Origin of the sequence: Cytobacillus sp. FSL M8-0252, assembly GCF_038007345.1 — a bacterium.
Lineage (GTDB): Bacteria > Bacillota > Bacilli > Bacillales > Cytobacillaceae > Cytobacillus > Cytobacillus kochii.
The window spans coordinates 591,201-603,198 of the sequence record NZ_JBBOWZ010000001.1 but is presented as its reverse complement, the minus strand read 5'-3'; the positions used below and the strand labels follow the sequence as shown (position 1 = coordinate 603,198).

Sequence of the window (11,998 nt, the reverse complement as noted above, 5' to 3'; positions counted from 1 at the left end):
TACAATCACCTCCGTTCCAACTATTCCTTGCTTTCATCATTGTTCTTTTTTTGTTGAGGCTGCTCTTTTTCTTCTACAGGTGGCTCTTCAGTTGTTTCTTCTTCCGTCGATGCCTCTTGAGCCTCTTCTTCATTATTTAATAACGAACCTTCTTCTTGCTCTTCCATATTTCGTTCATATTCTTCTTTTTCGTTTTGAATATCATTTAATTGCTGTTGCTTCTCTTCTTCATCCAAACTTTGATCCGCTTTAACTGCTTCTTCAAAATGAATCAATGCATACATGATTAAATCATAATCTTCCAACTCACGACTAATTTTTAACGCTTCCTCAGGTTCGCCTCTGCCGATATAGATCCAATACTGGCTATAACGTTGATCCGCTTGGAAAGTAATTGTATTTAGTATATTCTTTCTTTGTGACTCACTAAGTGATTCATTCACAAGATAAGCATGCGCTAACTGGTATTGTGTCACTCTAGGCATATCAGGGACATCGTAACCTGATAAAGTATTAATTACCTGACTATAATCGTCTTTAAGAAAGTATTCTTGGCTTTTAATATAAGCATTTTGTTTTGGCTGAGTTATAAAAGCAGTATATAGGGAAAAGACAATAAGCGGGATGAGTACAACACTTAGACCAATAACGGTATACTTCATACCCTTCCACTTTTTCTTTTCTACTTTTAGGAATTGCTTGTCATTTTTCTCTAGTTGATTTATTTTTGTTTGTACATAAAGTAACAGTTCATCCACACTCTCAGCTGCAACTATATCAGCTGCTAATGGGGTTAAATCAATCGTTTGATTAAACTGCAAATACTGCTCGAATTGATGTTTCCCATCAACTGTTGCAGCAATGGTTGCTTTTAGTGCATTTAATTGTTCTTTAGGTTCTTTTTCATAGGGAGGAAGACTCTCTTTCACCCCATAATGAAGAAAATGCGGCGTGAGACTCTCGTCAATCAATAGATTATCTGGACAAATAAATAAATGAAGTCTAGTAAAACGATGAGATTTCACTTTTTTAATTAATTGGGCAGCAAAAATCATCCGACTTCTTTCATCGGATTTCTTTAATTGGGAAAAGGTTTTTAAATGTGAAGGTTTATGAAACTCGAGGATCAATTCGTCCTCTGTGAAGATGATTTGCTTTTCTATTGATGATCCAACTTCATTCAGCATGGCAATTTCGGATTCATCATCTAATTTAATCTTTTCTTTTTGAAAGATAATACTAATTTTGTCTTCATTTACTTTATATTCTGCGCCTAGCTGTTTTTCTAAATAGGTCTGCTTTTCTTGTGACATTTCCTTAGCTCCCTTACAAAATTTCGAGACGATCCCCATTTGTTATTCCACAATCAACCAATTTCTTTTCTCCAGGAACAACCATTTTTTTATTCATAACCCTTAACCAATATCCTTCTCTCGGCTGTTCTTTAATTGATTGAGCTTGCCAGACAATATGTACAAGATTCTTCACAGTATGATAGTTAGATAGTCTTATATCAAACAGTTCTTTATTATAATTCTTTAAATCAATCGTCACTTCTATGTACATACACACACCTCATTTATACAGATAAAGAGCGCCTCTACCTTTAGGAAGGCGCTCAACTATTAAGAAAAAATTAGCTTCTAATTTGGCTTGCGATTTGGCTATCTGCATCCGCAAGAGCATGACCAGTATTTTTCAATTGTACAGATACTTCAGTTAATAAACGCTGCATATCAACAATAGAAGGTCTTAGTGCCACATATTGATCAGCAAAAGCTCGGCTAGACTCCCCTTCCCACATGCTTTGTAATTCATCAATCATTCTATCCAATCTGGATAATTGATCTTCTACCTGTGAACTTTCATTATTATAGCGGGCGGACATAGCCTCTAATTCTGCTGGGGTAACACGAATAATTCCTGACATAAAAAAACATCTCCTTTTCTCAAAGTTATTTTAATTGTAAAAATACACAATAACAAGGTCAATCAATATCTAGTAAAAATTTGAAAAACAGTAATAATTAACTACTATTCTTATCATTCTTTTGCTTAAAAAACAATAAAAAAGCCAATGACCTATATCTAATTTCCTACATTCGTCATATCCACTTCATTAGAACAGATTACCATAATTATGTAGGCACATGGCAATCGGTAGAAGGACCTTTATAATACTTGTTACTCACCTTTAGATTTCCGTTAAGAACTTACCATATTACCTATAATTTTTTTCCGTTGTACCACCTCCTTATTTTCTTTAGGGTTTCTTTTGAATGGAGTAGTGACGTTTATTTCCATATTCATCAGAATGGATTTTCACTAATTTTCAATACAGTACTTTTGTTTTATTACGCTTTTTGTTCTTGATGCTTAAGTATGGTGCAAAATCCGTTTTAACAATATTCAATTGCTTTTAAACTCGTAATATATAACTCCATGGACTCATTTTTGTACCATTCTAAGATTAAGGACATTCATTCAAGTATAATATATACCCTACCTTCTAATCTCATTTCATCCATCTTTTACCACAATAATTAGAATTATAAACCACTTTATTTGATTTTTTTAACAGAAAAGGTTTAATATCTCTAAAAATGGATATAGCAATAACAATATCTTTGTTTGTATATTTACACTTTTACTCCATTTATTTTCTTTTTAAGGAATAGGTAATTAAAAATGCGACCAATTTTTTTATCATTCATCTTTATTAAAAAGGTTATATTTCACATTATGATGATTTTTTACACATTTTATAAAAACAGTTCATTTTACCTATCGACTATCTCCCAAAATAAGTATTTTACATCATTATGTTCAATTTCTCCCATGATATAGTAAAAGGGTGACTAATTCAGTGAATTTTCTAATCACATTTACCCTGTGGTTTTTATAAGATTAATATTTTTGTCATTAAGAGGTGATTACATGTCTATCAGTTACTATACTGCCTTATTACAACAGAAAAAAAATGAGCTAGCTCGATTACATACTTGTAATGGGCAATTAGAAGGTACACAGCAAGAATTTTCCCACTATCGTAGAACGGTGTTACAACCGGAACTTACACCACATACATGGCATGGTCAAAATGCAAATGAATTTGAACAAAAGAGAGAAAGCATGCTTTCTAGCTATGATGACCTGCAAGGAAATCAATTCAATCAAGTCTTTAATTCTTTACAGAATAAGATGCAAAGCCTTCAAAGTGAAATTCAGTCTATCCAACAAACAATATCTTATCTAGAAGCGCAAGAGCGCGCAAAAAACCAAAAATAAGATATAGATTGCGAGGTGCAATATGAGTACAGAAATTAAACTAATAAAAGGGGATGTGGAAGAAGCATTAGCAAAATTACAAACCTCAGCTAATGCCCTAAAATCCTCCCTTCCTGCAGAGATCGGTCAAAATAATGTGTTAACAACAGTAGAAAGATTAAATCAGCTTAATCAAATGATTATCCAAGTTACTGAAACATATAAAACACTTTTACTACAAAACGAGCAATCCACCCGTCAATCTGTAGCATTCTTAACAGAAGCAGATGAGCAAATTTCATCTTACATAAAAATGAGGTAGAGGAAGGTGTATAACTTATTATGAAAACGTTAGATGCGCTAACATTTAATAATGGTCTTTCCCAAACAATAGATAAGCTTCAAGTTTATAATGAACAACTAAGTCAAATAGAAACATCAATTTTAAATATCAGTTCACTTACCGATTCCTTAAAAGGAAGTGGCGGGCAGGCAATACGCTTATTCTATCAAGATATGCATCAACCCTTTATCACTTTTTTTCAACAATTTATAGATGATTACAAGTCAAATTTACAAACGATTAAGAGTGACCTTAGTGCAATGGAGTCATCTCAGAATGGTGTCATCAAGCAACATTTTTTACAGAATGATGTGGAGAATGGATTAAACGCGGTAAGAAATACGACTACTGATCTAACAAACGAAGCGAACCAAACCATGAGTACAGTCCAAGATATCGTCAGTTTGCCTAGACTAGATGATCAACAGTTCAACACTTATGTCCGCACCTCACAAAACCATGTTGAGCAAACAGTTGAAAAATTAAATCAATTTGACCAACAACAACAATCTAAAATCGATTCTCTAGATCAAAATGTACAAATGATGAAAAACTATGTAAATGACATACAGACACTATTTAATAATGGTACACTATCAGTAGATACATATAATCCTAATGTTCACTATCCGATGACAAGCACAACGATTAATAATAATCCTTCTAATACTCAATCTTTTTATAATCACCCGCGTGCCATGTGCTATGCTGTTGATGCAACAGACCCTAATCATTTAAATATGCAATGGGATCCAACTCCAACTTTTGGCGTTAATTTTGATCAATGGAAAGACCAGCCTATTAATGCAGGTGCTAACCTGTTTGCCACTTCTGTGACGGCTTTCGGTGCGGCTAAAAGAGTTGATTTGGCAAGAAGAGGTTTTGGAATCACATATACACACAGGGTAACTGCTCAAGGCGTTAGAAAGCCAGTAGTTAAAATTGATAAGCCTGAATTAGGTGGTTTTAACAAAAAAACCTATTCCGGCACAAATGTAACTAACCATCCCAAATTGAATAAGTTAATTAATCCTGCAGCTGCTGTGAAGGATTCTTTTAAATGGGCAAGCAACAAGCTCGGCTATATTGGTATTGGAGTTACGGTAGCAGGAAATATTACACACGGTGTACAAAATAATCAATCAGCAAGTGAAATTACCGGTAATGTTGTCGGTGATGTTGCCGTTGCTGGTGCCTCTATCGCTGCTTCAGCAGCTGCTGGTGCAAAAGTAGGTGCATTGGCTGGTACATTTGGTGGCCCTGTTGGTGTAGCTGTAGGCGCAGTTGCTGGTGCAGCAGTTGGTGTTCTCGTCACATCTGTTTTAAGTGATTTCAAGTTTATGGATGTAGATGGAGATGGTAAGTCTGATTCTGTTGGGGATGCAATTAAAAAAGGGACTAAAGGTCTTATTGATAAAGTCGGGTCGTGGTTTAAATAAAATCAAGAGGTGTAAACATTGCAAAAACATCAAGAAATTGACGGGAATATCCTCTCTTATCTCAAATTTCAAACACCGAAAGAAAATAGAGGGAATATTATTATTTTTTTTCTTATATTTTTGGATCTTTTAGGAATTCTCCCACTCCTATCTGAGCCATTTTCATATGGATATTTCCTAGCTGGAATCATTCCTATTATCTTTATTCATTTGTGGGCCATTATCTATATTTTTGATCCTTATAAATATGAGCATTCTTACTATTTATTTTTCGGCGTATATGGAATTATTAATACGTATGTGTATTTCCTACTCATTCAGAAATTACTTGATGCACATATAATTGAAGGCAATCATACGATTATATTTGTGATAGGATTTATACTCTTTTTAGCTCTTATTATTGCTATGCAATTTGCTAACATGAAAATGTTTAAAACTGGCACTTATAAGAAGCTTCAAGAAAAAGGTAACAATATACAGATTTCACATATAATTGCGGCATCTGGTATAGGTTATATTATCAGTCAACTTATAATCACCTTTATCTATGACTACTCTCTCCGTATGCTCATTTATGTATTTTTATTTGGTCTACTGTCTATTTTAACAGCTTATTTTAGTACTTATGTACACAGATATTTTTACATAAAGAAGCATAAAGAGGTTGTAAAGCAGGTTTACCCTGAATTCGGTTTACCAAAATCAAAAAGAAACCAAAAATATCTGTAGTAAAGGAGGCTGACATATGTATACTACTTTATCTACGAAAGATATATGTCTTTTAATGAAAATCTTAGATGCAAAGACACTCATTGGCATTACTAATCCCTTCTTAAATTACACGGATGCTGAGATGGATTTAGAGTGGGAGTTTACGTTTAAAAAACTCCGAGAAATGAATTTAGTGGATCTTGTCGATGGGGAATTATCTTTTGAATCATCCTTTATTGATGCAATGTGGATTATCGCGAGAACAAATGTAGTTGTAGAAACATTGACAGATGAGGAGGATCGCTCTTTATTTTACTTTGGAGAAAAACAAGTTATACAATGCTTAAGAGTAACTGATGAAGAAGACTATCAGATTTATGTCCATGATACACCGGAATGGACTTGGCAACATGTTATACTTCCAAAAATGTTGAGGGGAATAACGCCTCTACCAACACGAGATTCAGAAACGATTCTTGTTCATCCTAAAGATTATCAATTGTATTGTAAGCATGATAAAATACATAACTTATCTGACTTGGCTACCTATAATGGTTATAGTAATGACTCGTCAGTTATTCAACATTTTAGGAGATCCATTCAACGAAAGATTCATACGAATCGATTGATGATGTTTTATAACCAAGAGAATCAATGGAATATCGAAGGATTACATGTGTTAAGTTCACCTTCCTATAATTGGACTTTAAAGATGATACAACATGATGATCAAGAGTTTTTAGAAGCAAAACAAGCTTTCGGTGAATTACTTATCAACGATATTTTAGATGTCGTCAGAAGAACAAAAGGGCACCACCCTGTGTAAAGGACTGAGCTAACAATGGAAGGTATGTTCAATTTAAAAAAACTAAAAAAAGCAACGACCCAATATTATGCGGTCACCTGCTATACGGATAAGAATTCAAGTCAAGAAACATACGATACCCAATTTGCCTTTCCTGTCGGAGACCTCGATAACGTAGAAGTGACAACAGAAATACTCGATGGTGAGTGGAACGAGGGGCAACGTGTAAAACTTCACGAGATCATGAATGAAAAACAGCTGCAGTTCCCTTTTTATATCATCAATGAAGTTAATGCGGAAGATATAAGTAAAGAGATCAAGCTTCTTAAAAAAGACCACCCTTTTAAGAATTTGCTTGGGACAATTTCTTTTGAAGAAATAGTTGCAGCTGAAGATCGTGCGATTTATCAGCTTCACAAGGCTGTTGCGTATAAACAGACTGTTGCTGAAACGATTGAATTTTTGAATGGGAAGCTATCTGGACAGAAAAGCTCTTAAAAAAAGCCGAGCACTTTGGTCTTGCCCCTGTCAAGTAGACAACATAAAAAGCTAAGCAGTGAGCGCGTGTCGATATTCAATCGGCGCGCGTTTCTTTAGTTTCTTTTGTCTTCGTTTGTAATTGTAATGGTAAATGTAATCCTCAAGAGCTTGCTCTAGTTCTTCTTCTCCCTTACACTTACTTATATACAGCTTCTCGGTTTTGAGGTGTGAAAAGAATGATTCTATACAGGCATTGTCCAGGCAGTTTCCTTTGCGAGAGTGGCTGCCTTTGATGCCATAATCCTTTAATCGGTTGCCGTATATTTTTGACGTGTACTGGAAGCCTTGATCCGAATGGAGAACGGCTCCAGCCACGTCTTTTTTCTTTGTCCATTTCTCTACCGTTTTTAACACAAGTTCCAAATCATTTCTTTGGGCTAGCTCCCAACTTACTATTTCGTTATTAAAGAGATCCTGTATGACCGATAAATAATAATATTCTTCGCCAACAGACACAAATGTGATATCCGTTACCATTTTTTGATTAGGTCCTACCGCCTTGAACTTCCTTTTCAGACGGTTAGGAAAGAGGTTAGAAGGACTATGACCATGTCGTTTTCTCTTTTTTCGTATGACTGATTGTATGTTCATTGCCGTCATCAATCGGTAGACCTTTTTGTGATTAATTAAATACCCATTTTCATTTAATTCGTCTGTAATACGGGGTCGTCCATATTCGGGATGCATAAAATGTATGCCCAAAATGTGCTCTCGAACCTCTTGTTCATCCCTAACTTTTGCTTCGCGTTTATGATTGTTTTTTCTCCATTTGTAGTAGCTAGCCGGTTTGATATAGGCAATCTCCAACAGCCAGGAGACCGGATAGGTAACCCTTAACTCATCCACCAATTCATATTTCATTCGTCTGGGGTTTTCTCCTCCTTTACCAGATTTGGATACTGCTTTTTTAGAAATTCAACTTGTGCTTTCAAATAATCCCTTTCCTCTTCAACCGACTTAAATTTAGTCCTAGGCCTGCCTTTTAAAGGATTAGAAACTCCTTTACGTTCATCAAACGGGGCTCCTTCTTTCCATTTCTTAACCCACACTTTAAGCTGGCTGCAGTGACGGATTCCCAGTTCCTCTGCCAATGCTTTATAACTTTTAGACCCATTCACATATTTCATGACGGCATTATGTTTAAACTCTTCCGAATAACTATTAAAAGTTTGTCCTTTCTTTGCCATAGAAAAATCCCCTCCAAGTAGCATTCTTTCCTTCATGGTAACATGAAGGTTTTTTTGAATGTCTACTTAAAGGGGACATTAACACTTTTAGTTAAAGTCGCTCGGCTTTTTTATTAGGAGCCAACAAAATCTCCCCCGTTAACGTGGATGGTTTGACCTGTGATGTAAGAGCCGTCATCAGATGCTAAAAGGACATAAACGGGTGCTAATTCATACGGTTGCCCTGCTCTTTTCATTGGGACATCGAGACCGAATGTTTGGATTTGTTCCGGGGATTGGCTTGCAGGTTGGAGTGCCGTCCAAATTGGCCCCGGTGCAACGGCATTGACACGAATGCCTTTGTCTACAACATTATTAGCTAACGCTCGTGTGAAACTAACAATTGCGCCCTTTGTTGCCGAATAATCTATGAGATCTTTTCTACCGATATAGGCATTAATTGAGGTTGTGTTAATAATGCTGGCCCCATCTTTCAAGTGAGGCATGGCTGCTTTTGTCATATAATAATACGACCGAATATTCACGTCAAAGGTTATGTTCCACTGATCTGAACTAATATTTGTAAATTCATCTTGCAAAAACTGTACAGCGATATTATTCACAAGCACATCACATCTGCCAAAGGTTTGGATGGTCTCTTCTACAATTCGTTTACAATGCGCTTCCTCCCTTTGATCACCTGGAATAAGAAGACATTTCCCGCCATAATAAGCGATTGCCTGTTTCGTCTCTTCTGCGTCGCGATGTTCATCATAATAGGCAATTACTAAATTCGCTCCTTCTTTCGCAAAAGCGACCGCAGCGGCTCTCCCTATCCCACTATCGCCCCCAGTTACAATTACTACTCTATCCTTTAGCTTGCCGGTACCTCTATATTGCGGATTATCATATATGGGTCTTGGTACCATTTCGTATTCCATCCCTGGCTGTCTATTCTGCTTTTGTTTCGGAAAGCTAAATACAATCTCCTCACATTTTGTTTCTTTTCCGTAATTTCCTCGTTCCATAGGGCTTCCCCTCCTCTTCATCATATTATTTTAATTGAGAGAAGGTGGTGCAAACGCGAAAATACCTAGCTCTTAAACTATTGGGTACGATTGCTGAAAGATAAGAAGTGATATCTACATAATTATCGCCTTTTGGTCTAAACTTTTCTTTGAACAAATCGATGACCACCTAAGTCTGTACCTATTTTAGAACAGTTATGTAAGTGGGGGAAAAAACCAATAGAACCGTATAAAAAAAGCCTTGCTTCAATTAAAAGGAAGCAAGACTCTAATTTTTCATCGAATTACACTTTTTCCATGATGAATTCACGCTTACGAATCATATGCACAACTAAATAAACAAGCGGTGTGATGCAAATTGAGGCAATAAATTTAAATAAATATTGCGAGAGAATCAATCCCAATAATGCGGTAGTTGGAATCGTTCCGTAAAAGGCGATCGTAATAAATATCGATGTGTCGACGATTTGACTAATCATTACAGACATATTATTTCTGAACCATAACTTCTTCTTACCATGACGCATTTTTAGTTGATGAAAAACATACACAACAATATGCTGGCTAATAAAATAAGACACAAGACTCGCAACTATTACACGAAAGCTACCACCTAAAATCGCCTGAAATGATGCCTGTTCGCCGAATACGGGAGCAGCAGGTAATTGGATGGTGATCATAATAAAGATAATCGCCAATATTTGTGTGATAAGACCAGCTTTCACCGTTTGTTTACCAGCTTCTTTCCCATATAATTCGACGATAATATCAATGATTGGATACGTAAAGATAAAAACGACCACTGCTGCTGGAAGAATCGCTAAATCGCCAAGGCTGAATAATTTCACAGCAACTATATTAGCTAAAATAAGCAAGCCCACATAGATGCCGTTTAAATATAGAATCATCGATTATCCACTTTTTCTGGATAGAGATCATGGTTCATTAATCGATGCTCTGCCATCTTTTCGTATTTCGTTTCCGGTCGGCCATAATTGCACCACGGATCAATGCTAATACCACCACGAGGCGTAAATTTCCCCCAAACTTCAATATAACGGGGGTTCAATAAATCAATGAGGTCATTCATAATAATATTGACACAGTCCTCGTGAAAGTCGCCATGATTTCTAAAGCTAAAGAGATACAGTTTCAATGATTTACTTTCTACAATTTTTTCATCAGGGATGTAAGAGATATACATCGTAGCAAAATCCGGTTGGCCTGTGATGGGGCAAAGACTTGTGAATTCTGGACAATTAAATTTGACAAAATAATCTCTACCGCTATGTAAGCTGTCCACAGCCTCAAGTACTTCTGGTGCGTAATCTGATGGGTATTGGGTCTGTTGATTACCTAATAAAGTTAAATCCGTTAATCCTTGTTCTTCTTTTCTTCCTGACATAAAAAAGCCTCCTTGAATCAATTTCGTTCAGGGAGCTAAAACCATCTGTCAACTAAGAAACAAAAAACCACGCCCGAATATGGACATGGTTTTTTTCATGCATCCATAGTTTTTTATAGAGGGTTTAAAGCTATGAACCTCTTCTGGATATCTTCCAGTCTATTCATTTACTTTTCTCAGTTTATATAAGCTTGTGATCACTGTCAATCTTTTCTGTTAGGCGTACACTTCATTGCCATCCGATTCATCTTTAATTTCACCAACAATTTCAGAAAGAATATCCTCCATTGTTACTAACCCGACGGTTTTGCCTTGATTATTTGTTACAAGGGCCATATGTGTACGTGTTTGCTGCATTTTCAAGAAAACCTCTTTAATGGAGATAGTTTCTTTATAGCTTGGAATCTCATGCATAAATTCTTTAAAATCTTCCTTACGTCCTGCAGCTAAACTCGTTAACATTTCCTTCGTATTAATGAAGCCGATATATTCCTTCGTCTTAGATGTAACAGGGTATCTTGTATATTCATGTTCATCGATGACCTTTAACATGCTGTCCAATGACTGATTCTTCTGCAGTGTAATCATTTCTTCTTTCGGAATCATAATATCTTTTAATTGACGACCATCAAAGGCAAAGATGTTCTCCAAATAAGCAAGTTCTGTTTGGTTGATTTCTCCACCTTCATAACTTTGTGTGACAATCAACTTCAACTCTTCTTCCGAGTGCACAGTATCATGACCAGCTGGCTCAACACCGAATCGTCTTAAAATAAACGTTGCGGAACCATTTAATAAACTAATAACTGGCTTCATAATGCGACCAAACCAATATAAAGCTGGCGCCAGTAGAAGTGTCATTTTTTCTGCATATTGAATCGCTAATGTTTTTGGTGCAAGTTCACCAATAACGACGTGTAAGAACGAGACAATAGTCAGTGAGATGATATAAGAAAGTATTGTCGCTACAGCGGCTGATACTTCAAATTCAATAAACAAAGGTTCTAAAATCTTCTGTACAGTTGGTTCACCTAAAGCACCTAAAACAAGCGCTGTAATGGTAATACCTAGCTGGCAGGCAGATAAATAATAGTCAAGATTATGAGCTACTTTTTTAGCAAGTACTGCTTTTTTATTTCCTTCTGCGATCAATTGATCGAGTCTAGACATACGCACTTTCAATATAGCAAACTCGGCACCTACGAAAAATGCCGTAAACAAAATAAATAATGCAACTAAAAACAAGTTTAATATGATTATACTGTCCAATTATTTCCCTCTTCCTGAGGGA

At 35.9% G+C, this 11,998-nt stretch carries 15 protein-coding genes and 1 riboswitch; of the genes, 6 read left to right on the top strand and 9 right to left on the bottom strand.

Annotated features, from left to right (window positions below):
* Positions 1-20: 20 nt before the first annotated feature.
* The 3 genes from essB to MKX83_RS03170 all read right to left on the bottom strand — a co-directional run bounded on the left by essB (position 21) and on the right by MKX83_RS03170 (position 1,930).
* A complete protein-coding gene (gene essB, locus MKX83_RS03180; protein ID WP_095370751.1) occupies positions 21-1,313 on the bottom strand; it encodes a type VII secretion protein EssB in 1,293 nt (430 codons plus the stop codon).
* 13 nt (positions 1,314-1,326) lie between these two features.
* Positions 1,327-1,566, bottom strand: a complete 240-nt coding sequence (locus MKX83_RS03175; RefSeq protein WP_095370752.1) for an EsaB/YukD family protein — start codon at positions 1,564-1,566, stop codon at positions 1,327-1,329.
* Positions 1,567-1,636: 70 nt separating this feature from the next.
* A complete protein-coding gene (locus tag MKX83_RS03170) occupies positions 1,637-1,930 on the bottom strand; it encodes a WXG100 family type VII secretion target (protein WP_095370753.1) in 294 nt (97 codons plus the stop codon).
* Between the two features lie 1,007 nt (positions 1,931-2,937).
* Here MKX83_RS03170 and MKX83_RS03165 point away from each other — a divergent pair.
* Genes MKX83_RS03165 through MKX83_RS03140 form a run of 6 tightly spaced genes read left to right on the top strand, consistent with a single transcriptional unit; the run spans position 2,938 to position 7,066 of the window.
* On the top strand, positions 2,938-3,288 hold the full coding sequence (locus MKX83_RS03165; protein WP_095370754.1) for a YwqH-like family protein: 351 nt from the start codon (positions 2,938-2,940) through the stop codon (positions 3,286-3,288).
* A 22-nt stretch (positions 3,289-3,310) separates the two neighbouring features.
* Positions 3,311-3,589, top strand: a complete 279-nt coding sequence (locus MKX83_RS03160; protein ID WP_095370755.1) for a YwqI/YxiC family protein — start codon at positions 3,311-3,313, stop codon at positions 3,587-3,589.
* A gap of 20 nt (positions 3,590-3,609) precedes the next feature.
* Positions 3,610-5,049, top strand: a complete 1,440-nt coding sequence (locus MKX83_RS03155; protein WP_341053996.1) for an LXG domain-containing protein — start codon at positions 3,610-3,612, stop codon at positions 5,047-5,049.
* 18 nt (positions 5,050-5,067) lie between these two features.
* The gene (locus MKX83_RS03150; protein WP_341053994.1) at positions 5,068-5,781 is read left to right on the top strand and encodes a hypothetical protein; all 714 of its coding nucleotides are present in this window, start codon (positions 5,068-5,070) and stop codon (positions 5,779-5,781) included.
* 16 nt (positions 5,782-5,797) lie between these two features.
* Positions 5,798-6,589 (top strand): hypothetical protein, encoded by a 792-nt coding sequence (locus MKX83_RS03145; protein ID WP_095370758.1) that lies wholly within the window; start codon positions 5,798-5,800, stop codon positions 6,587-6,589.
* A gap of 15 nt (positions 6,590-6,604) precedes the next feature.
* Entirely contained in the window at positions 6,605-7,066 is a 462-nt protein-coding gene (locus tag MKX83_RS03140) for a hypothetical protein (protein WP_095370759.1), read from the top strand.
* 51 nt (positions 7,067-7,117) lie between these two features.
* Here MKX83_RS03140 and MKX83_RS03135 read toward each other — a convergent pair whose 3' ends face one another.
* The 6 genes from MKX83_RS03135 to MKX83_RS03115 form a co-directional block, all read right to left on the bottom strand.
* Positions 7,118-7,969: an IS3 family transposase gene (locus MKX83_RS03135; protein ID WP_445293149.1), complete on the bottom strand. Its 852-nt coding sequence runs from the start codon at positions 7,967-7,969 to the stop codon at positions 7,118-7,120.
* Positions 7,966-8,295 (bottom strand): transposase, encoded by a 330-nt coding sequence (locus MKX83_RS24590; protein ID WP_251161713.1) that lies wholly within the window; start codon positions 8,293-8,295, stop codon positions 7,966-7,968. The genes MKX83_RS03135 and MKX83_RS24590 overlap by 4 nt, the downstream gene beginning before the upstream one ends.
* A 113-nt stretch (positions 8,296-8,408) precedes the next feature.
* Positions 8,409-9,302 (bottom strand): SDR family oxidoreductase, encoded by an 894-nt coding sequence (locus tag MKX83_RS03130; protein ID WP_095370760.1) that lies wholly within the window; start codon positions 9,300-9,302, stop codon positions 8,409-8,411.
* Positions 9,303-9,586: 284 nt separating this feature from the next.
* Positions 9,587-10,210, bottom strand: a complete 624-nt coding sequence (locus MKX83_RS03125) for a queuosine precursor transporter (protein WP_341053989.1) — start codon at positions 10,208-10,210, stop codon at positions 9,587-9,589.
* On the bottom strand, positions 10,207-10,707 hold the full coding sequence (queF, locus tag MKX83_RS03120; RefSeq protein WP_095370762.1) for a preQ(1) synthase: 501 nt from the start codon (positions 10,705-10,707) through the stop codon (positions 10,207-10,209). The genes MKX83_RS03125 and queF overlap by 4 nt, the downstream gene beginning before the upstream one ends.
* Before the next feature lie 99 nt (positions 10,708-10,806).
* A riboswitch (PreQ1 riboswitch) is annotated at positions 10,807-10,854 on the bottom strand.
* Between the two features lie 69 nt (positions 10,855-10,923).
* Positions 10,924-11,976, bottom strand: a complete 1,053-nt coding sequence (locus MKX83_RS03115) for a hemolysin family protein (protein WP_095370763.1) — start codon at positions 11,974-11,976, stop codon at positions 10,924-10,926.
* Between the last annotated feature and the right edge of the window lie 22 nt (positions 11,977-11,998).

Bases quoted from the DNA above. Each gene is read 5' to 3' on its own strand.
- essB (WP_095370751.1), bottom strand. From the start codon at position 1,313: ATGTCACAAGAAAAGCAGACCTATTTAGAAAAACAGCTAGGCGCAGAA.
- MKX83_RS03175 (WP_095370752.1), bottom strand. From the start codon at position 1,566: ATGTACATAGAAGTGACGATTGATTTAAAGAATTATAATAAAGAACTG.
- MKX83_RS03170 (WP_095370753.1), bottom strand. From the start codon at position 1,930: ATGTCAGGAATTATTCGTGTTACCCCAGCAGAATTAGAGGCTATGTCC.
- MKX83_RS03165 (WP_095370754.1), top strand. From the start codon at position 2,938: ATGTCTATCAGTTACTATACTGCCTTATTACAACAGAAAAAAAATGAG.
- MKX83_RS03160 (WP_095370755.1), top strand. From the start codon at position 3,311: ATGAGTACAGAAATTAAACTAATAAAAGGGGATGTGGAAGAAGCATTA.
- MKX83_RS03155 (WP_341053996.1), top strand. From the start codon at position 3,610: ATGAAAACGTTAGATGCGCTAACATTTAATAATGGTCTTTCCCAAACA.
- MKX83_RS03145 (WP_095370758.1), top strand. From the start codon at position 5,798: ATGTATACTACTTTATCTACGAAAGATATATGTCTTTTAATGAAAATC.
- MKX83_RS03140 (WP_095370759.1), top strand. From the start codon at position 6,605: ATGGAAGGTATGTTCAATTTAAAAAAACTAAAAAAAGCAACGACCCAA.
- MKX83_RS03135 (WP_445293149.1), bottom strand. From the start codon at position 7,969: ATGAAATATGAATTGGTGGATGAGTTAAGGGTTACCTATCCGGTCTCC.
- MKX83_RS24590 (WP_251161713.1), bottom strand. From the start codon at position 8,295: ATGGCAAAGAAAGGACAAACTTTTAATAGTTATTCGGAAGAGTTTAAA.
- MKX83_RS03130 (WP_095370760.1), bottom strand. From the start codon at position 9,302: ATGGAACGAGGAAATTACGGAAAAGAAACAAAATGTGAGGAGATTGTA.
- MKX83_RS03125 (WP_341053989.1), bottom strand. From the start codon at position 10,210: ATGATTCTATATTTAAACGGCATCTATGTGGGCTTGCTTATTTTAGCT.
- queF (WP_095370762.1), bottom strand. From the start codon at position 10,707: ATGTCAGGAAGAAAAGAAGAACAAGGATTAACGGATTTAACTTTATTA.